Annotated in this window: 25 protein-coding genes and 2 pseudogenes; 7 read left to right on the top strand and 20 right to left on the bottom strand. The window is 24.3% G+C overall.

Annotated elements, in window-relative coordinates; translation table 11 throughout:
• Positions 1 to 208: 208 nt before the first annotated feature.
• The 5 genes from ACQZHJ_RS01875 to ACQZHJ_RS01855 form a co-directional block, all read right to left on the bottom strand.
• The gene (locus ACQZHJ_RS01875; RefSeq protein ID WP_430483855.1) at positions 209 to 832 is read right to left on the bottom strand and encodes a copper homeostasis protein CutC; all 624 of its coding nucleotides are present in this window, start codon (positions 830 to 832) and stop codon (positions 209 to 211) included.
• Positions 829 to 1,965, bottom strand: a complete 1,137-nt coding sequence (locus ACQZHJ_RS01870; protein WP_430483854.1) for a mechanosensitive ion channel family protein — start codon at positions 1,963 to 1,965, stop codon at positions 829 to 831. Before ACQZHJ_RS01870 ends, ACQZHJ_RS01875 begins: the two co-directional genes overlap by 4 nt.
• 321 nt (positions 1,966 to 2,286) lie before the next feature.
• Positions 2,287 to 2,793, bottom strand: a complete 507-nt coding sequence (locus ACQZHJ_RS01865; protein WP_430483853.1) for a CarD family transcriptional regulator — start codon at positions 2,791 to 2,793, stop codon at positions 2,287 to 2,289.
• A 296-nt stretch (positions 2,794 to 3,089) separates the two neighbouring features.
• Positions 3,090 to 3,299: a helix-turn-helix transcriptional regulator gene (locus ACQZHJ_RS01860; protein ID WP_430483852.1), complete on the bottom strand. Its 210-nt coding sequence runs from the start codon at positions 3,297 to 3,299 to the stop codon at positions 3,090 to 3,092.
• A gap of 34 nt (positions 3,300 to 3,333) precedes the next feature.
• Positions 3,334 to 3,657, bottom strand: a complete 324-nt coding sequence (locus ACQZHJ_RS01855) for a DUF6442 family protein (protein ID WP_430483851.1) — start codon at positions 3,655 to 3,657, stop codon at positions 3,334 to 3,336.
• 170 nt (positions 3,658 to 3,827) lie between these two features.
• Between ACQZHJ_RS01855 and ACQZHJ_RS01850 the strand changes: the two are divergent.
• Together ACQZHJ_RS01850 and ACQZHJ_RS01845 are read left to right on the top strand one after the other, a co-directional pair.
• A pseudogene (locus ACQZHJ_RS01850) lies at positions 3,828 to 3,914 on the top strand (NAD-dependent protein deacylase); the annotation flags it as partial.
• A gap of 44 nt (positions 3,915 to 3,958) precedes the next feature.
• A complete protein-coding gene (locus ACQZHJ_RS01845; RefSeq protein ID WP_430483850.1) occupies positions 3,959 to 4,258 on the top strand; it encodes a hypothetical protein in 300 nt (99 codons plus the stop codon).
• A gap of 46 nt (positions 4,259 to 4,304) precedes the next feature.
• On the opposite strand, the gene ACQZHJ_RS01840 is transcribed toward ACQZHJ_RS01845, so the two are convergent.
• From ACQZHJ_RS01840 to ACQZHJ_RS01800, 9 genes are all read right to left on the bottom strand, one after another.
• Positions 4,305 to 5,822 carry a recombinase family protein gene (locus ACQZHJ_RS01840; RefSeq protein ID WP_430483849.1) on the bottom strand — a complete coding sequence of 506 codons (1,518 nt, stop codon included), beginning with the start codon at positions 5,820 to 5,822 and terminating at the stop codon, positions 4,305 to 4,307.
• Complete coding sequence (locus ACQZHJ_RS01835) at positions 5,797 to 5,946, bottom strand: hypothetical protein (RefSeq protein ID WP_430483848.1); 150 nt, start codon at positions 5,944 to 5,946, stop codon at positions 5,797 to 5,799. The genes ACQZHJ_RS01840 and ACQZHJ_RS01835 overlap by 26 nt, the downstream gene beginning before the upstream one ends.
• A gap of 83 nt (positions 5,947 to 6,029) precedes the next feature.
• Positions 6,030 to 6,596: an HK97 family phage prohead protease gene (locus ACQZHJ_RS01830; protein WP_430483847.1), complete on the bottom strand. Its 567-nt coding sequence runs from the start codon at positions 6,594 to 6,596 to the stop codon at positions 6,030 to 6,032.
• A gap of 10 nt (positions 6,597 to 6,606) precedes the next feature.
• Positions 6,607 to 7,254: a hypothetical protein gene (locus ACQZHJ_RS01825; protein ID WP_430483846.1), complete on the bottom strand. Its 648-nt coding sequence runs from the start codon at positions 7,252 to 7,254 to the stop codon at positions 6,607 to 6,609.
• Complete coding sequence (locus tag ACQZHJ_RS01820) at positions 7,244 to 7,426, bottom strand: hypothetical protein (protein WP_430483845.1); 183 nt, start codon at positions 7,424 to 7,426, stop codon at positions 7,244 to 7,246. The genes ACQZHJ_RS01825 and ACQZHJ_RS01820 overlap by 11 nt, the downstream gene beginning before the upstream one ends.
• Entirely contained in the window at positions 7,410 to 7,820 is a 411-nt protein-coding gene (locus tag ACQZHJ_RS01815; protein ID WP_430483844.1) for a hypothetical protein, read from the bottom strand. The genes ACQZHJ_RS01820 and ACQZHJ_RS01815 overlap by 17 nt, the downstream gene beginning before the upstream one ends.
• On the bottom strand, positions 7,820 to 8,005 hold the full coding sequence (locus ACQZHJ_RS01810) for a DUF6290 family protein (protein WP_430483843.1): 186 nt from the start codon (positions 8,003 to 8,005) through the stop codon (positions 7,820 to 7,822). The genes ACQZHJ_RS01815 and ACQZHJ_RS01810 overlap by 1 nt, the downstream gene beginning before the upstream one ends.
• 186 nt (positions 8,006 to 8,191) lie before the next feature.
• A complete protein-coding gene (locus ACQZHJ_RS01805) occupies positions 8,192 to 9,016 on the bottom strand; it encodes a hypothetical protein (RefSeq protein ID WP_430483842.1) in 825 nt (274 codons plus the stop codon).
• Positions 9,017 to 9,326: 310 nt separating this feature from the next.
• Entirely contained in the window at positions 9,327 to 10,259 is a 933-nt protein-coding gene (locus ACQZHJ_RS01800; protein WP_430483841.1) for an NUMOD3 domain-containing DNA-binding protein, read from the bottom strand.
• A gap of 362 nt (positions 10,260 to 10,621) precedes the next feature.
• Between ACQZHJ_RS01800 and ACQZHJ_RS01795 the strand changes: the two genes are divergently transcribed.
• Both ACQZHJ_RS01795 and ACQZHJ_RS01790 read left to right on the top strand, forming a co-directional pair.
• A complete protein-coding gene (locus tag ACQZHJ_RS01795) occupies positions 10,622 to 10,885 on the top strand; it encodes a hypothetical protein (RefSeq protein WP_430483840.1) in 264 nt (87 codons plus the stop codon).
• Between the two features lie 97 nt (positions 10,886 to 10,982).
• Complete coding sequence (locus ACQZHJ_RS01790) at positions 10,983 to 11,729, top strand: hypothetical protein (protein WP_430483839.1); 747 nt, start codon at positions 10,983 to 10,985, stop codon at positions 11,727 to 11,729.
• A gap of 376 nt (positions 11,730 to 12,105) precedes the next feature.
• Here the strand turns inward: ACQZHJ_RS01790 and ACQZHJ_RS01785 are convergent, their stop codons facing one another.
• Positions 12,106 to 12,297, bottom strand: a complete 192-nt coding sequence (locus ACQZHJ_RS01785; protein ID WP_430483838.1) for a hypothetical protein — start codon at positions 12,295 to 12,297, stop codon at positions 12,106 to 12,108.
• A 19-nt stretch (positions 12,298 to 12,316) separates the two neighbouring features.
• Positions 12,317 to 12,913 (bottom strand): hypothetical protein, encoded by a 597-nt coding sequence (locus ACQZHJ_RS01780; protein ID WP_430483837.1) that lies wholly within the window; start codon positions 12,911 to 12,913, stop codon positions 12,317 to 12,319.
• A 141-nt stretch (positions 12,914 to 13,054) separates the two neighbouring features.
• Here ACQZHJ_RS01780 and ACQZHJ_RS01775 point away from each other — a divergent pair, with 141 nt between their 5' ends.
• A complete protein-coding gene (locus ACQZHJ_RS01775; RefSeq protein WP_430483836.1) occupies positions 13,055 to 13,792 on the top strand; it encodes an NAD-dependent protein deacylase in 738 nt (245 codons plus the stop codon).
• Positions 13,793 to 13,862: 70 nt separating this feature from the next.
• Here the strand turns inward: ACQZHJ_RS01775 and ACQZHJ_RS01770 are convergent, their stop codons facing one another.
• The 4 genes from ACQZHJ_RS01770 to ACQZHJ_RS01755 all read right to left on the bottom strand — a co-directional run bounded on the left by ACQZHJ_RS01770 (position 13,863) and on the right by ACQZHJ_RS01755 (position 18,570).
• Positions 13,863 to 15,278, bottom strand: a complete 1,416-nt coding sequence (locus ACQZHJ_RS01770) for an SIR2 family NAD-dependent protein deacylase (protein ID WP_430483835.1) — start codon at positions 15,276 to 15,278, stop codon at positions 13,863 to 13,865.
• Positions 15,279 to 16,112: 834 nt separating this feature from the next.
• Entirely contained in the window at positions 16,113 to 17,126 is a 1,014-nt protein-coding gene (locus ACQZHJ_RS01765) for a reverse transcriptase family protein (protein WP_430483834.1), read from the bottom strand.
• 224 nt (positions 17,127 to 17,350) lie between these two features.
• The gene (locus ACQZHJ_RS01760; RefSeq protein WP_430483833.1) at positions 17,351 to 17,671 is read right to left on the bottom strand and encodes a hypothetical protein; all 321 of its coding nucleotides are present in this window, start codon (positions 17,669 to 17,671) and stop codon (positions 17,351 to 17,353) included.
• Positions 17,656 to 18,570 carry a phosphoribosyltransferase-like protein gene (locus ACQZHJ_RS01755; RefSeq protein WP_430483832.1) on the bottom strand — a complete coding sequence of 305 codons (915 nt, stop codon included), beginning with the start codon at positions 18,568 to 18,570 and terminating at the stop codon, positions 17,656 to 17,658. Before ACQZHJ_RS01755 ends, ACQZHJ_RS01760 begins: the two co-directional genes overlap by 16 nt.
• 256 nt (positions 18,571 to 18,826) lie before the next feature.
• On the opposite strand from ACQZHJ_RS01755, the pseudogene ACQZHJ_RS01750 reads away from it, so the two are divergent.
• Positions 18,827 to 19,480 (top strand): annotated as a pseudogene (locus ACQZHJ_RS01750) (NAD-dependent protein deacylase); the annotation flags it as partial.
• Between the two features lie 105 nt (positions 19,481 to 19,585).
• The gene (locus ACQZHJ_RS01745; RefSeq protein ID WP_430483831.1) at positions 19,586 to 19,897 is read left to right on the top strand and encodes a DUF1648 domain-containing protein; all 312 of its coding nucleotides are present in this window, start codon (positions 19,586 to 19,588) and stop codon (positions 19,895 to 19,897) included.
• Positions 19,898 to 20,018 lie beyond the last annotated feature (121 nt).

Genomic DNA, 20,018 nt, shown 5'->3' with positions numbered 1-20,018 from the left:
ATACAATCCATTTATTACAAAATACTTACATCAAATTTAAGTATTGATTACTTTTTAAAATTACTAAATTATTCTTCTTTGGTATGATATTTGTGTTGTTACTTATAATACTAAACCATTTATCTTACTTTGTAAAGAGTTATTTTTTACTGTTTAAGAAGATTTTTAATATACATAAAGAGTTATTTCTAATTACTTCCAACCTATTTTATAAAACCCCAACTATTTTGCTACCATGAAACTCTTTTGCTAAAGTTTTTTCCTTTAATTCCAAATAATTTTCAGAAGTAACTCCTCCACCTGGAAGAATTATAATTCTATCTCCAGCATATTCAATTAATTCCCTTAACTTTTCCACATTATTAAAAGCACTAATATCTCCACCTTTAGTCAAAATCCTATCTATATCTAAACTAGCTAGTAAATCTATGGTTCCTAACTTATCTTCAATTTCATCAAATGCCATGTGAAATGTTACGCTTAATGGTTTTGAAAACTCTACAAACTCCTTAGTTATTTCAAAATCTAAAGTGTTATCTTCTTTTAAAAAACCAAAAACCACTCCATTTACTCCACTCTTCTTACAAAGCTCTATATCACTTTTCATTATTTCTAACTCTTCACTTGAATAAACAAAGTCTCCTCCTCTTGGACGGATTATTACGTTTATATCTATATTTAAATCTTTTTTACACTGAAGTATAGTTCCATAACTAGGGGTTGTTCCACCTTGGCCTAAGTTATCGCAAAGCTCTATTCTATTTGCACCTAGTTCTTCAGCCCTTTTTCCCTCTTTATAACTTCCTACACATGCTTCTAATTTTATTGTCATATACCTCTCTCCTCCTCAGTAATATTTCTTATTGATTCTAAATCCCGACTTTCAAATCCTGTGTTTTCCCCACACTTTCCAAAAGTATTAAAATCAAATCTTAAAAACATTAAATCAACATTTTCTTCTTGCAATATTGCTAGTATATTTAGATTTATATCTTCTTTTAATTTTTCGTAATTTAAATACTCAAACTGATCTGTGTAAAAATAAACAAAGATTCCAAAACCATAAGTCGATAATTCATTGAAACTTACTATTATTAGATTTTTATCTATTTTATCATGAGCCTTAAGCATATTCTCTATTTTGTTAACAGAATTTTTTATACTTTCTACTTTTGTTTTGCAATCTATTGTGAATTTAAAATGTATTCTTCTTAATTTTCTTTGAGTCCAATTTATAATACTGCTATTTGCAAGCTTAGAGTTTGGTACGGTAGCTAAAGCCATAGAAAAAGTCCTTATCTTCGTACTTCTAAAAGTTATTTCCTCAACTACTCCCTCAACTTCTTCAGCTTGAATCCAATCCCCTATTGAAAAAGGTCTGTCTAAAACAATAACCATTCCTCCAAACAAATTAGAAAAAGTATCTTGAGCTGCTAATGCAAAAGCAACTCCACTAACTCCAAGACCAGCAATAAAACCAGTTAATCCAAATTCATTAGCTATTATAATTATTCCAATTAAAAGTATTATCAACCTAATAATTATTGATACAAAAGGAAATACTATTGTATTTCCTTTATCATTTTTATGTAGTCTTGAATATAATAATGAATTCTCAAGAGTTAAATTATATGCAAAATAAATAAAAGAAGCTATTATCCCCACCCTAATTATTTTATATGTAGATAAAGCTTCTAAGCTCAAAGAATCAATATTTATAAACTTAAATATTGAATATATCCCTATAAAAGCTACTAAAAGTTTTAATGGATTTTCTAAAGCTCTAACTACACTATTATCAAAATAGTTCTTTGTTTTTCTAGTTAGTGCTCTTAAAACCTTAAATAAGTTTCTTATAATAACTTTATTTATAATTAAAACCATAGTTAGAACAACTAAGATTACTAATATTTCATTTAAGTTAATAAGTGCTAATCTTCCAAAAAGCCTATCAATTTCTTTCATACCCCACCTCAAAAAGATTTTTCTACTTATTATCTTTCCCATGAAGTTATGAATTTATTTGTTAACTTACTCATTTTGTATATTCATATCTCAATTAAAATATCTACTCATACTTTTCTTGGGAATTTTTAATATAATAAATAAAAAAATAAAGATATATAAATACTAACTTAATACATTTATATATCTTTAATAGTCTATATTTTATTAATTATCGAATTTTAAATTATTAATAATAATATTCCATATCTTTTTATTTTTTCTGCCAAATATCAGCCTTATTTATTATTCAATAAAGCATTAGCTAACTCTTTAGTTCTTTTATTTTTTCATATGACTAGTTATATATTTTCTTACTTCCTCTGGTTTTATATCTAATATAGTTGCAAACTCTTGGTTTATTAGTTTTTCTGCAGTTTGCATTATATCATCATTACCCTTATGAGTCTTTTTACCTTTTGCTTTTTTATTCTTCTTATCTGAGTATATACTTTTTACTATCATCATTAAGTCATCAGATTTACCAGTCTTAAGCATGGATTTAAATTCTTCTATTCTTTCTCTATCATCTTCTATCCATACTATATCCTTAGTAGCCATATCATTAATTAATGTATCCACTTCAGTCTTAGTCATTAATTCTCTCATAGCAATTTTATCATTGTCAGTCGGAATCTTAATCACAGTATTTTTAGAATACTTAGAGTAAATTGGATTCAATACATAATATTCTTTTTCCTCAGAATTCATAATAGTTTCATTGGTAATATCCATCACTTTACAAACTCCAACGTTTCCATACATTATATAGTCGTTTATTTTAAACACTAAAATTCACCTTCTCAAAATTTACTTTTATTCAATTGTTATTTCCATATATTTTACCTAAAGTAGTTAGTAATAATACTTTTTTGTAATAAAAAAAGTAGTTCTAACAACTGGAATTACGTTATTAAAACTACTCGCTGTATATTTATATTTTACCACATAAAAAGATTTCAATGTAAACAAAACTTTTATTTAAAGCTTATTACCTCGATTTATCATAGCTACTTAAGGAATTTCTATGAAAACATCCTTATTGCTACCAATACTGTAATTTTAGTTGTTAAGTTGATTTTTTATTAATCAAAATAAAATAATTCTTCAAACTTTTTATCTAGAGCAATACATAATATTAGAGCGAGTTTAGCTGTTGGATTAAATTGTCCAGTTTCAATAGAGCTAATTGTATTACGTGAAACTCCAACTAAATCCGCTAGTGCTTGTTGTGATAAACTCTTCTCCGCTCTTGCAATTTTCAATCTATTTTTTAAAATTAATTCTTCTTTCATTTTTTAATATCCTTTTCTTATTATTTTAATAATTTTATTTTAAAGTACATATAATGAAGTTTACAAGAAATCCAACAGTTGCAATAGAAGCGAAAATTGTAGTAACTAAATCAACTTTTTTATCTGTAAACTTAAATTTTTGGAATGAATCAGTTGCAATAAACACCCAAAACATTGATGAAGTAGCATAAAATACTTCATTACTCCCATTTGAATATAATAAATTAAAAATACCAATAAAAAGAAATATAAAACAAAAGATAATATATCCTATCTTCCGTCCCTTCTCTTCAACATATTCTATCCCCTCATCTTTTCTTGATTTACGACTTTTTTCTAAAATAGAGTTTTTATCCATATTACCTCTCTCCTCAAAACAAATTTACTTGTCATTATGCAAAGTTTTATTGTCAATTTCATTATATGTTCAGCCAAGTAAACTTGTCAATAATTTACTCAACAAATAGTTGTATATTTTTGTAAATAAATTATAATAAAATTATAAACATATATTTGGAGATGATTTTCATGGAAAATAAAATAGAAAAACTAGCTGAAATAATACAAAATAGTAATAACATTGTTTTCTTTGGTGGTGCGGGTGTTAGTACTGAAATTAGAATATAAACCCACTAATATAAATTTAAAGGAGTGTTTTTATGGACAAATATGATGTATTAGAAAAATTTAATTTATTAGATAAAGTTAAAGAACAAATTAAAGAATTTGAAAGAAAGAATCAAGGTCTAATCTATGCACACGATAGATCAAAAATTCGTAGTGAAGTTCTTAGTGAAAAATGGCGAGAAGTTCGTGATAGAATACTTAAATTAGAAAAATCTAATTCAAATGGTAGTAACTCTGTTGAAATAAAAAAACTTGAAAGCGATAGGAATTTGCTTAGAACTGCACTAGAAGAGTTTAAAAAAGATGCTTATAATCAGTTTTACAACGAATAAATATTCCTATAATCACCCCAACTTGTAAAATTCATATTGTTTTTTATTATTCTAAAAATAATGTGAATTTTACTTCATCTCCAAAAAAAGTTATTTTTTCAATCACAGATTGTAATAGCAGCTTTTTTTGATTAGCATCTGCTATTTTATATGTATTATTAAACTTCTTGTACTTATTTATCAACTCTTTATTTATATTATCATTTATCTTAAATTCATCTGACCTTTTATTATATTCATCTAATTGTATTTTTAGTTTTTCAAATTCTTTTTTAGTATTAACAATCATTTCCATTATGATACTTTTATCTAAATTACTATCTCCTGAAAATATATCTATAAGCTCCTTCTCTAATCCCTTAATTGCTTGCTGCTTCTTATTTATATCTTTATCAAGTTGTTTTCTAACCATTAATAGATGCTTTTCTTCTTCAACCTGTTTATTTTTAATTTCATCTTCTAATTCATTTATAGACATATTCTTCATTAATTCTAATATACTTTCTTCTAAAAACTTGTTATATTTTTTGGAACCATATGTTTTTCTTATATTCTTATAAAAATTCCTCTTACAATGACTACATCTATAACTATAAATTATGTTGCCATACTTATCTTTTTTATTATCTAAGTGAAGTTTTCTAACTTCACCATCACCACATTGATGATACAATAAACCTTCAAACAAAGCACTTGTCCTATTTGTATATCTTATTTTACCTTTAGAACTTCTACGCTTTTCTATTAGCTCTTGTACTCTAAAAAAGACATCATCTGATATTATCCTTAATTCTTCTTTATATTCTTGATACTTCATAGTATTCTTATTGAATCTACGCTTTTTATTAGTTGGATCATTTGATATCCTTGTATAATGGTTATATCGTTTCAACCCAATATATATTGTATCTTTTAAAATATCGTGAACCATATGCTGACTAAACTTTCTTCCTCTTTTAGTAAAATTATTTTCTTGTAAATACCTAACAGTTTCATTCTTACCATTTCTTATATACAAATCAAATATTAATCTAACAATCTCTGCTTCATCTTCTACTATATACATTCTTTGTTTATCAACTCTATATCCAAAATTAATTCTTCCTCCACAAAATAATCCTTTCTTATTAGTTGCTTCTTTTCCATTTTTACTTCTAATAGATATTTTTTTGCTTTCTTGTTGTGCAGACCAAAACTTAAATAAATTAACAAGTTCATCAGTATCTTTCCCACCATTAATTAATCCTTCTGTAACTGAAATAACTTTTACATTAGAAAATGTCATTTTATTTATAAACTGATTTGCTTCTGTCGTTCTTCCTATTCTATCTAAATTAAAAATAATTAAAGTATCAAGTTGTCTATTTAAAGCCAGCTCCTCTATTTTTCTTATAGCTACTCTATCATATAATTTATTACTATAACCCGATACTCCTTCTTCAACAATCCATTCATCAACTAATATAGCATTTTCATTAATATATTTATTAATAGCATTATTTTGACTTTCAAAATCTTGCATACTAGTAGATACTCTATTAAGCACAACTATTTTTTTCTTCATTAATATAGACCTCCTCAGAAATTTTTTTCTCAATTATATCACACATTAACTTGGCTAATAGCGATTTATTAATCGCTACTTTGCTGTATTCACTTCGTATTCTTAAATTTAAATAATTTTTCATTCGTATTTCCTCCTAAATTTATTTTAATAAAAATAGATAGCATAAACCTAAATTTATCTATCTATTTCTATCAAATATAAATTTTAAATATATGTCTGTTCTTTCTGCTCTCTAATCAATGCTCTATACTCTTCAAATTTGTATATTAACTTCATGCTTTCTTCTAAAGGTTCTATACTTACCTTAGTTGAGCTATAGCATGGCTCTTTATCAATTAATATACTTATCTCCTTAAGTTCTTTAAACGAATAAATATCTCGTATATTAAAAGAATTAATTTTATGGAATCTATCTATTCCAACTACAAAACCAAACGATAACCCCTTTATTAATTGAACTTTTTTTCTTAAGTTAAAATCATCTTTAACTATAGCTGTAAACTCCAACCCTTTATAGGTTTCTTTTATTTTCTCAAATCTTCCTTTGAGTTCTAAACTATAATCATGATTTAATATTAACTTAGGTAAATTCCCCTTTTGCAATATACCGTTGAATGCTCCAAATAATATACGTTCTCTAAAAAATATATTCTTTTCTTTTGAAAACAGTATTTCACTAAAATCATTAATCGGTATAATTCCTTTTATTTCGATTTCATCTTCAAAATACCTTACCTCTACATCATTTGCTAGTTCTATATTTTTTATCATATTACACCTCTTAGCAATATTTCTTTAAAAATTCAATTTTATTTTTAATTCTTACATGTAGATCATCTAATATATAAATCATTTTATTATAGATTTCTTCATTTATTTCTTCTACACTCTTGAAAAATACTAACCTTTTTAAGGCTTCATATTCTTTCTGCTTTCTTTTTAAAGTATCAAAGTAAAAATAACCTATATCTTTTTCAACTTCATATGAAGCTGATATTATATTATTTAGATTATTTATTTCACTTTCTAAAGACTTTAGTTTATTTGTTCTTTCTTCTAAAGAACTTATTTTTTCTAATTCTTTCATCTTCTTATATTTTTCAAAGGCATCTTTTAGTTCTTGATATTTATATTGATATTTTATTATTAAAAACGAATTAATACTCTCTGAGAGTTTGCTATTCCTAGTTATAGCTATATCTTCTATGTCAATATCTTCAGGTTTTATATTTTTCTTATCTACCTCAACAATTTTCTCAATAATCTTTAATTCATTTAATACTAGATTGCTCAGTATTGGATTTCTTCCTGCTAATTCTGGCATTCCCTCATTTGTAACACTAGGTACTGAAAAAATAAACCTCTCAATATAATCATATCTTTCCTTTAAACTTACACTTTTTAAAATTTTTTCAACCTTATATTCCATTATATCTACCTCTTTTCTTAAATCTTTTATTCCTTTCTTCTTTTTCTCTCTGCTCCCTACCTCTTTGCTTGTACACATCTAACTTCTCTTTAGGAATAATTTTTTCTAACAATTTGTATACTTGATTATCAGCAAACTCATCTTTTATATTTCGTTTAATCATCTTTGCCATTAGTAATATCTCCTTTATCATTTTCATTTGTAGCATATGTTATTTTTATTTTATTTCTGCTTATCGCAGTAAATCCAAAACTAGTCAATATCTTATCTATTTTAGTTACTGTATCATTTCTCTTAGATACTAATTTAAGATATAGTTCTATGTTCTCTTCCACTTTGCTTATATACTCATTAAGTTTCTTAAATGTTGCCAGTAGAGTAGCTAAATTACATATGCTTAAAATATCTATATTGGATATGTTAGGAATCATCCTAACTAAAATCCTAAAATACTTTTTTTCATCTGGTGTAATTAATAAATTTAAATGAGATTCTTTTTCTGCAAGGTCATATCCTATTGCACTAAAATATAAATCTATTTCATCATTTAGTTCACTATTATTCATTAATAAACTCCCCACTTTCTTAATCTTCGCGCTTGACTTAATATAAAAACATCTGTATCATAACAAATATTTAAAGCATTTTTTATGAAATCAGTTATATTCATTTCATACTCATTACTCATTCCTTTGAGAAACTTCTCTTCATTTTGATTTAACCTAATGGTTATTTTACTAGTTAATTTCATAACTTTATCTCCTTTTCATTGTCTTACACTATATTCATTTGGAAATAGTGTGAATTTTTTATGCATAGGTAGGACTGAACTCTATATATAGTCATATAAAAAAATATCTGTTAAAACAAAATCCCTAACCCGCAATTTATTATTGACTTTTAATTAGCTAAACGTAAAATATTTTTATAATTTTAACTAAATAATTCTTATAATTTCACTTTCTATATCTGTTATTTCTCCTTTCTCCTTTAATTCTTTCTGCATAGTATGATATAACTCTGTTTCCCAATACCACTTAGCTTTAATAATATTTTTTCTTTTAAATTCTTTACCGTCTCTTTTATATATTTTTTGATACTTTACGATTAAACTAAACTTTTCTAGTTCATTATTTATGTGCCATAACTTCTTAAAATTCTGTCCACTAACACTCAACCCAATTCTTTCTAATATACTTTCTTGATTTAGAAAACAAATACTTTCTCCATACTGATTACTAAAAGAATAATACAACAAATATACTTTTATAGAATCCTGTGATAAATATCTTAAAAGTATCTTCAAATAATTATTTTCCATAAGAATATATCTTTTAAATTTATTTTTAAGCCTATAATATTTACCTCTGCACCCCTCCATAACCTCATTACCATCAACAATATCTATAATTAATCCTATTTCTTTTAAATACTCTAAATCTTTTTTCAATTTAGGTTTACTAATCTTTTTATTTAAATAGTAATTTCTCTCTTTGTTCTTAGTTAAATTGAATATATAATTTACTAAATTATTTAATTTAACCTCCTTAACACTCACATATCTATATTCATCTACATGATTACCCTTAGATATACTTTGTAAGTATATCCAAAGACCATATGAAAATCTTTTATCCTCTAAAAACAAGCCTTCTGTAGGTAATAATCTTTCATTATTGGTTTTTTTATAATTTCTTTTTTCTTGTATTTTGCTATTTCTTTCATAATTATTGATTTTTTCTAAAATAGCCATTATCTCCATAATTAACACCTCTTCTAAATACTTTTCATATTATTGGTCTTTCTTACTTAAAACGTAAAAAGAAGTAGCTAAAACTACTTCTTTTTTTATATTTATATTTAAAGTATTAATATTATTAATTGAGATTTTAATTATATCTACTTAAACTTTCATTATTAAGAAAATGAATTTTTCTTAATATTCTATTTTTCTATTCTTTATTACTGTTTCTATTACTATTTCTATTACTACATATATATTATATTTAATATATACTTGTAGTATTTTCATTTTTATTTTGATATAAATTATAGAATTCATTGATATTTATTTATTTTTTGTTGATATCTTTACATTCATCACATTTACCACTATTCCATGATCTCCCTTCAAAATTCCTACCACATATTTTACATAGACAATTAAACTTTCTATTTTTCATCTTTTCACTAATTTTTCTTCTAGTCTCTTCTGAATGTTTTTTACCATACATAGGATTCTTCTCTCCTCTTATTTTATCTCCATTCCCCCAGTTAGGATTATTTTCTCCTAGACTTCTTTCTCTACATTTTCTTCTAGTCTCTTCTGAATGTTTTCTACCATAATTCCAACTATTCTCACCAAGATATTTACCTTTTAGAGTTTTGCTAATTTTAAGTTTTGTTTGCTCACTTAAAATTTTACCTCTATTCATTTCACTAATTCGCCTCTTAGTTTCTTCTGAATGATTTCTCCCCTCCATCGGATTTTTTTCATTTAAGAACCTTTCCTTAGCTTTTATAGATAATCTTCTTCTAGTTTCTTCTGAATGCTTCTTACCATAAAACGGATTAAGCTTACCTATTCTATTAGCTGCCTCCCTACTAAGAAGTTTTCTAGTTCTTTGAGAATGTTTTTTACCGTAAAATGGATTATTCTTACCTTTAATTAAATAACCTTTTCCATACTTAGGATTTTCATTACCAAATTTAAAAGGATGTCCATCTCCACCTTCCGTCATATTAGTCAACCTAAAATTATACTGTTCTTTATAAAATGCTATTAATTCTATTTCTTTTTCAAATGATTCTTTCTCTGAAAGGTTCGTATAAACTTTTCTACTTTCACACTTATGTGTTTTATAATAATCCATAAAAAACTTATTTCTTCCACTTAACTGACAATATCTATTTCTGCACCCCTTTCCTATATAAAATATCTCTCCTGATTCTACATTAAACCATTCATAAACGTAGTATTTTTTCTCTTTACTTATATTAATCATTTTTTCTCCTTTCACTTTTGAAAGTTAACTTTCAAAAAAAAAAAAATCAGCACCTATTTTCTAGGTACTGATTAAAATTTTTCTAAATATTATATTATATATTAATTTTCTTCTTAAACCACTCATAAATTTTACTATTAACCTTCTTTTAAACTTTAAAATAAGATAATGAAATTTTTCATTATCAAACAATGATTTTTTTCACTGTAATGCAAGGATTTTTTTCACTTACATACTATTCTATTAATTTTATTCATCTATTAATATAATACATCTTTTTATATTAAATTTCATTATCTTAATAATATTTTTATTTCTATGATATAATAAATTTAATATTTTATTTTGGAGGTAACTTTTTAGTGAGTATTACCATAAATGAAGAAATCTTAAATTCAAACTTAAAAGCTCAACATGTTTATACATTTTTACAATTAGTAAATAAATCTGAAAATGGAATTGTAACTCTATCTGGTAAAGAGCTTATGGACTTGGTTAAATGCAAAAATAAAGAAACTGTATTAGGTTATTTAAATATCTTAATAGAAAACGGCTATATAAGTAAACTTGAACCAATAGATAGAAAAAATACATTTCAACTAAACAAACAATATTTTTGGAAATAGAGATTATTATCTCTATTTATTTTCTAAACAAGTGTTGCGAAAACAAAACACTTATGTTAATATTATCTCATATTAATATTTTAGTGAGGTAATTATAATGAATTTTAATGTACTTGGGTTTAATCAAGAAATGCTTTTAGAAATAATGAATACTAAGAAAATAAAATTAAATAGCAATGACTTGCTTGTTTTAAGAAATATAGTAGATATGATAAATAGAAATTCTTTGGAAACAAAACTCTTTGATAATTCTGAATATACTTGGATAAAATATTCTTTACTTGTTGAAAACCTTCCAATCATTTCAGATAAGGAAGATACCTTCAAAAAGATAGTTACTAAATTAATAAAATGTGGTTTTTTAAAAAGAAAGATCATAAGAATTATTGGTAAAGGAGCATATACATATTTTAAACTTACACATTTGCTTAAGTCTATTGAATATAAAAATACTATTAATAAAAATAAACCTAAAACTAAGCATAAAATTGATTCTACTGTAAAAATTAAACCTACTATTATATCCTCAGAAATCACACCTAAAACAATAGAAAATAATGATTCTAATTTACTTATAACTCTTGATAAAAAGATTTCTATGGTAACTAGTCGTTACCCCTCACTAAAACTAACAAACTCTGATATAGAATTTATTGATTCTATAAATAGTAGCGATTTAAAATTATCACTAAATAATATAGATGAAACAAGTATTTATTCTTTTAAATATATAAAGAATTCAATTCTTAGATATCAATCTAAGAAATCAAAATTTAATAATTTTACTTGTAGAGACTATGATTATGATATTCTTGAGAAACAGTTACTTGGTTGGGATAATTAACTATATATTTAGTCCATAAGTTTTTCGAATCAAAATTGCTATAAATTAACTTTCAATAAAATCATAACCACCAATAAAGTGGATGTCCTTCTCTAACCTATAATAGCACGTTTATGCTCTGAAACTTATAACATATACAGAATTTCATTAAAATTACTATATAAATCCTCTTAAATCTAATTTAAATAAATATTAAAGTCTATTCTTTGTTAATTTTTCAAGTTCTTAAATATGCTAATAAACCCCAATATATTTCTCTTTAAAATTATTTTTCTTCACATGATATCTTCTTTCAGAACCACAGGTAAAACCTATTGTATTCATTAATACCAAAACAATAAGCTAACTATATAAATAGCTAGCTTATACATATTAATTATTTTTCATTTTCAACATTACTTGTCAAATCAGTACCCTCACTTACAGGTCTTCCTTTATATTTAGTATATCTTGTAGATACTCCATCTCCAAAATCTATATTTTGAGAAATATTTACAGATTTATTTTCTATATCTTTAGAAGTATTACTTTGTTGTATAGCTTTTAACATATCATCTTGAAAACTCATTTTTTTCACCTCCAATATTTTATAATAATTTCATAGAAATACATGATATTAATAAAAGTACAAATAAGACTATAGTTAATATATAACATATACTTAAATTTTTAGACTTATTATCATTAACTTCACTATTTTGAATGATTAATTTTCCATAATGTGTACATAATGCTTTTTGATAAACATTTTTATCAACCTTAAGGAATTCCTCCTTTATTAACATATCGACGTCTACTCTCTTATAAATTTTAAGCTTAACTATATTTATTAATATAATAAAAGTAATAATAGCTATAATTAAAGCTAACAAAAAAATTAACCCTGCAATAGTTATTATAATTAATTGATTTTTATTACTTGCTTCATATATTTTATGTATTTTATCAAATGGAATAATTGGCATATATACTGTAACTAATGCTAATAATATTGTAATTAATGCAACTGCTTTATTATCAATTATCCCACCACGCTCTCTCTCCTTAGTGTATTCATCCATAATAGTTGTAAGTGCCACTGAAGCTGACTTAAATTCATCACTCTCGGCTTCTCCCTCTACCTTCGAAGTTTTATTTCTATTTTTACCCACTTTACCAAGTTTTGATGATATATTATGTCCCATATTTACTCCTCTCTAACTTTTATTTCTAATAAATTCAATTATATCATTTCATTATTTTATATAACAATATTTATAAACATTTATTTTTTTTACCAACTATGAAATAATAATATTATAAACTTATTATAGGAGACGATTTTAATGAGAAGTAAAATAGACAAATTGACTGAAATAATAAGAAATAGTACAAATATTGTTTTCTTTGGTGGCGCTGGTGTAAGTACTGACTCAAATATACCTGACTTTAGAAGTTCAAATGGTTTATTTAATGAAAAACTAAATATAACTTTTACTCCAGAACAATTAGTTTCTCATAGCTTTTTTGAAAGATATCCAAATGAGTTTTTTAATTTCTATAAAGCTAAACTTATTTACCCTGATGCTAAACCAAATGCTGCACATATTGCCTTAGCTAAACTTGAAGAAATAGGTAAATTGAAGGCCGTTATAACTCAAAATATAGATGGACTTCATCAAATGGCAGGAAGTAAAAATGTTTTTGAGCTTCATGGATCTGTTCTTAGAAATTATTGTACAAAATGTCATGCGTTCTATGATGAAAAGTTTATACTTGAATCTAAAGGAGTACCTACTTGTCCTAAATGTGGAGGAAAAGTAAAACCTGATGTAGTTTTATATGAAGAAGCCTTAGACGATAATGTTATTAGGGGTGCTGTAGATGCCATATCAAAAGCAGATACGCTTATAATTGGTGGAACTTCATTAGTTGTTTATCCTGCTGCAGGACTTATAAACTGTTTCAGAGGAAAAAATTTAGTTTTAATAAATAAAAGTTCAACTCCTGCCGATTCCAAAGCTGATTTAGTTATAAATTATGATATTTCAAAAATATTTCTTGAAATAATAAGAAAGTTATAGTTTTTTTGCAAAATAAAAGAGTAATTTATCACCTAAATAAATTACTCTTTTATTAATATAGTTAATTATATTAAATTTGTTGTGTTTTTTCTTCTATTTCTTCGCCATTAATATATTTTGTTATTAAATCTAATAATTTATTTGAATATCTATGATTACTTCCATTAACCCCAACATCCAAATGATAAATATTATTACTTGTTTTAATTTCTATATTATATTTTCTTTCAATTTCATTTATTATTTTATTAGCTCTATACCAATGATCATCTCCAATTTTACTAGCTATATCACTAATTCTATATGGGTACTCAGTTAATACTTGTTCTGGATCATTCATTATACTTAAATTAAGGAATGCTTCCTTTCCATTAATATTGCTTGTATCTGGCTTTCCTACAATATCCTTTAACCCTAATTTATCTATAATATTATTTTCAGTCCAAATATCTTTAAAGCTTATAGAATCTACCTCTAAATTAGTTATAGTTTTGCTTTTTACTATATTATAAATAGTATCTTGTAGATTTAATAGTTCATCAATTTCTACACTTGATCCTTGCTGTAAAGTTTTAAACAATTCAATAAAATCATTAACTTCAATATAATTTATCCTAATTGTTGTGTTTTCACCTAAGTTTATAACCTTTTCTGATGGGGGCCTTTTTTCTTCATCAATTGTATCTTTATTCCAGTCTATTAACCATATATTTTCAACTAAATTATCCTCAACAGATATCATATCTGCGATATCATTTAATATTCCAACTATATTTTCATCTGATAATGAATAACCTATAAATATTATTGGATGCTCAATGAAATAAGTTAATAGTTTAGCCGATAAATATTTTTGCTTTTTTTTAAAATTAGTATAATCATTTTTAGATATAATTATCTCTTCTGGTTTTGAAACACAACCATGTATTTTAAAAATTTGTCCTATCTTATTAACTTCTGATTTTTTTATAACTTGCTGCCCTATTACTGATTTATATTTTTCATTAAATATCTTTTCTAATAACTTATCATAATTTGTAGTTATTATCGCATGAGGCTTTAAATTTCTTAACAGATTCAATTCTTCTTTATATAAATTTTTTTCTATTTCAAATCCGTCCATGTATTTACTTATTTCTTCAGCTATAGTATATTTTAAAAATATACTCTTATCTGGATATTCATATAATTCATTAGGATATTCATTACCTTCCTTTTTTTCCCAAGCAAAATTAAAATAATCTTCTATTATTTTAGAAGCAACTTCTGACAAATCAGAAGAATCTTGTAAATAATATCCTAATGGATATCTTATGTTAGGATTCTTTTTAATTAGTATATCTAATAATCCTTTCCAATCTGGTGCATTTATATATCTTCTACTAATACCAGTTCCAACAAACAGTATTGGCCTACATCCGCTATCATACATATTAGTTTTTAATTGTTTAAATCTCTCACTTAAATATTCATTATAATTCCCCATATTATTACACACCCCACAATTAAAATATAAAATTATTACTTTAGTATTTATAACTTAATTAATTATACTGTATTTTCATTAATAGTTAAATATTAGTTATTGATACAATTTTACAAACTATTTACTTTTAAATTAATACATATATTTTGCTTAAAATATTTAAAAACTTCAAAAGTATTTATTTTTGAATACCATTTAAATTAAGTTGTAACTTTTTAAGTTAATTTTCACACTAACTATATTGCGCCTTAAGATGCTTGAATCACTCTGTCATTAATATACTACTTTATTTGCTAACATTAAAAGGCTCAATGTATTCTTTTAAAGTAATTTAATTGGTTATCATATGTTCTTGTTTTTTTATTTGTTATATGTTTTTCAATTTCCTATTTATTTTTTATACGGTATTGATGTAAAATGCTCTGCACAATAAATTTCTGTTTTCATATTTATATTTCAAATTTACTCCAATAATAAGACTACTCTTTTTTCAAAAAGCAACAAAACTTGAAGCATTCATTTTAAATGATATTCAATAAGAATGCGTATCTGATTTATTTAAAAGTAATATTCAACTATGATAATTCCTTTACATTCACAAAGTTGTCTTAATATGTTATTTTCTCTACAGATATTTCTTTACTCTGTATTTCGGTATAAAAACTATATTATATTTAAACTTTCATTTCGTGTATATTAAATTGTTTATATCTATTTAAACTCGCCTTTTGTTAATGCATCATTAAAGCTTATCTAAATACATTTATATAGTAATTAGTTTTATTTAACAAAAAAAGCAGATTCATTATATATTGAATCTACTTTAGTTTTAAATTACCAAACTTGCCACTCTATTTTATCTAATTTTTTTAAAAAAGAAATTCCTACTTCCTTATCAATCATTTTTATATAATAAGCAAGTCCATATAAATGTTCTTTAAAATTAGACTTTTCATAACAATTTATCTTTTTTAAATGTGATTTTAATCCATACTTATTAATATAATATATATTTTGTCTTAAATATTTTTTCATTTCTTTAGGTGGTGATAATTTTTTATTTACAATAATACCAGTTACTTTTTGTGAATGATATTGAAATAAAACTCTTTCTTTTTTTTTATTTGATTTAAATCCTTCACTTTTAATAATTTTGTTAATTGTACAAATATAATTTTCTATTCCTTTATTTCCTGAAATAGTTATATCATCTGCATATCTTGTATAATTCGCTTCAATCTTTTTACATAATTTCACAATTCTATAATCCATTTTTCTGCAAACTAAATTAGCTATATATGGACTTGCTGGTGAACCCTGTGGTAATTCTCCTTTATAAGTACATAAATTTGCTAAAATAATTGATAAATGTTTAGTATATCCCAATCTTTGAAACATACCTTGAACTCTACCAAAATGAATAGTTGGAAAAAAATTTTCCAAATCTAATCCAACAATACATTCTTTATTGACATATACTCTTGCATTATCTACAGTAGATTTACTTGGAATAAATCCTGTAACATTATCACAACATGATATATTATATAAAATATTGTCTAATATCCATCTTTGAATATACTTTAAATTCTCAGAAGGTATATTTAATTTTCTTATCCCTCCAGATTTTTTTTCTATACTACTAATAGAATATTGATATTTTAATGCTGAATAAATTTTAAAAAATTCAAATTGACTAATTCCAATTAATTTACATAAATGATTAACATCAAATATTATTGGAACATTATTATTTTCTAATTTTTTTGCATAATCTACACATAACTCTATGTATTCATAATCATAGCTTAAATTAATCATAGTAGTTTTTAATTTACTTATGTCCATTTATTATCACCTTATGTATTAATAAAAGATTACCAAATACTTTCATTAAATCAACAGTCAAGTTTAAATTACTCTACCTAGATAATTTAGACTTGACTGAGACTTGTCTCATGCTACTATATTTTGCTTTCTCTAGATTCACGCTACCAAAATATAGTAGCATGTTGATAACTTAGAGACATTGCTTCACGAAAAGCGACTCGCTTTTCAATTCTAATCTTTTATTACAATTTAAAATTTTTAGGAATATATATATCATCAAAAGTAAGCTTATCATGTGAAACATTAATAGTCTTCTTATCATCCATTAATGAATTTATATCGACATCCTCTAGTCCCATTTTTAATAGTATATTAATACTCTTATCGGTTAAATGTAATGTTTCTTCATTTTTAATTAAGTCTTCTGATATTAAAGAACTTATAAACTCTTTCAATTGTGAAATATTTAATCCTAATAGTTCTTTTAATTCATTTAATTCATAGGCATCAGAATACGTATTTAAATATATAATGGCTAATATTTTTTTTAAATCATATTGCATTTTGTATCTATTCCTTTTTCTTTGAGTTTTTTAGCTAAATTATATTTTATATTCTTTTTTCCTTTTGAAGCCTTCATAAAATCTGGTTTATCTAAATCTCTTGGAAATAAAGGCTTCCAATTTTGATTTAATGAATACCAATAACTACTTAATGTATTATTGGGAGTATTTCTATAAAATGATACTAGTGCTTCTGATTCTTGAAAGCCTAAAACATAATTTTTTGCTTTTACATTATTTGCTTCAAAACCATGTAATATTAATCTTTTTTCAGACGATTTCTCTTTAAATACTCCATTCTCCGAAAAAGCTTTATCTGTTTTATTATAAAAACAGATAAGATGATCACAACCTATAGATTTCAAATATTCTTTTAGATTTATGTAACCATCCTCCATGATTTCTATAACAAATATTATTATACTTTTATCTTTTAATTTTTCTTTATTATCTTTTAAAAATTTTATTATAGTTTTTCCACTTCCAATAATATCATCCATAAAAATAATAACATCAATATCTTTCAAATCATTTGATTGTAATTTTGTTAAATCATGAGAAAAGCTATTACCTATATTATTTATAATTTTAAACTCTTCTAATAAATTACTTGAACTATTTATTTTATGATCCTTTTCTATCCTTGAATATATTGTTCTATATTTAGGAACATCTAATTCTTTAATCTTACTATAAAATGAAATTAATATATTATTTACTTTTTCTCTAGAGTAATAATTATAATTTTCTAATAAACTCAATAATATTTCTCCAGTTTCTACATTATCTCCTAATTGAGATATAAATTTTCCTATTTTATTTGATAAATTCTTTGTATTTTTGTCCTCAGTTCCCCATCTTTCAATACAGCTATCAGAAATCTCTTTTATCCTTTTCACACTTTCCACTTCTCACCTAACAAATTTTATCATATTAAGTATTATTATAGTATTTTTTACTTATATATGCAATAATTTGTTAGCTAATTATCTAATTACCATTTCTTAAATAATATGTAATTCTCTTAATTAATATTCTAATGATAAAAGCACTTATTAACTGTATTAATAGCTTGTACACGTTATTAAACATTTTACTTTTAATCTTAAAAAATTAATCTTTCTAACTATATTTTATAGGGTTTATAATTAATTTTCTACAGAATCTGGCATACCCGACTTTAGAAGTGCAAATGGATTATTTAACGAAAAACTTAATATAACTTTTACTCCAGAGCAATTAGTTTCTCATAGCTTTTTTGAAAGATATCCCGAAGAGTTTTTTAACTTCTATAAAGCTAAACTTATTTATCCTGAGGCTAAACCAAATGCTGCACATATAGCCTTAGCTAAACTTGAAGAACTGGGTAAATTAAAGGCGGTTATAACTCAAAATATAGATGGACTTCACCAAATGGCAGGAAGTAAAAATGTTTTTGAACTTCATGGATCAGTTCTTAGAAACTATTGTACAAAATGTCATGCTTTCTATGATGAAAAATTCATATTGGAATCTAAAGGAATTCCTACTTGCCCTAAATGTGGAGGAACAGTAAAACCTGATGTTGTCTTATATGAAGAAGCCTTAGATAATAATGTTATTAGAGGTGCTGTTGATGCCATTTCTAAAGCAGATACCCTTATAATTGGTGGAACTTCATTAGTTGTATATCCTGCTGCAGGACTTATAAACTATTTTAAAGGTAAAAACTTAGTTTTAATAAATAAAAGTTCTACTTCTGCTGACTCTAAAGCTAACTTAGTTATAAATGATTCCATAGGAAAAGTTTTAAGTGAAGTTGTTAAATAAATTATTCTATTCCTATTAATTTTTTGTGAAAAGCAACTTTAAATCAATTGTTTAATATATACTTACTTTAAAATATCTAAATTGGTTAAGGGGTTGAGTTTTACTATGGTTACACCAAAAATTTTAAGCGAGAAAAACACACTAAAAATAAATATAGCATTATTATTTATATGCTTGGCTATAAACCTTATTTTATTTAAAAACTTACCTAGTAAAATAGCTTTACAAATTGGTACAAATGGAGAATTAGCTAATCATATTCCTAAGTTATTATTTGTGTTTTTCACACCTGTAGTTATTGGATTAATTACTGCATACAATAAATTTAGAGATGAATTAAGAATATCAGCTACTATAATACCAACATTTATTTTGTTTGTATTAAACATAGTTACTTTAATTATTAATTTAGTGTAATATAAAATATAAAATCAACTGTTGTTTTATATAGTATTAATTTTCATTTTAATTAATAAACATAAAACAAAGTATATTTTCATTATGTATAAAAAAATAAAATTATTATATAAAAAGAGAT

Origin of the sequence: Clostridium sp. B9 (assembly GCF_050509515.1) — a bacterium.
Lineage (GTDB): Bacteria > Bacillota > Clostridia > Clostridiales > Clostridiaceae > Sarcina.
This window is presented reverse-complemented; position numbering and strand designations above follow the sequence as displayed.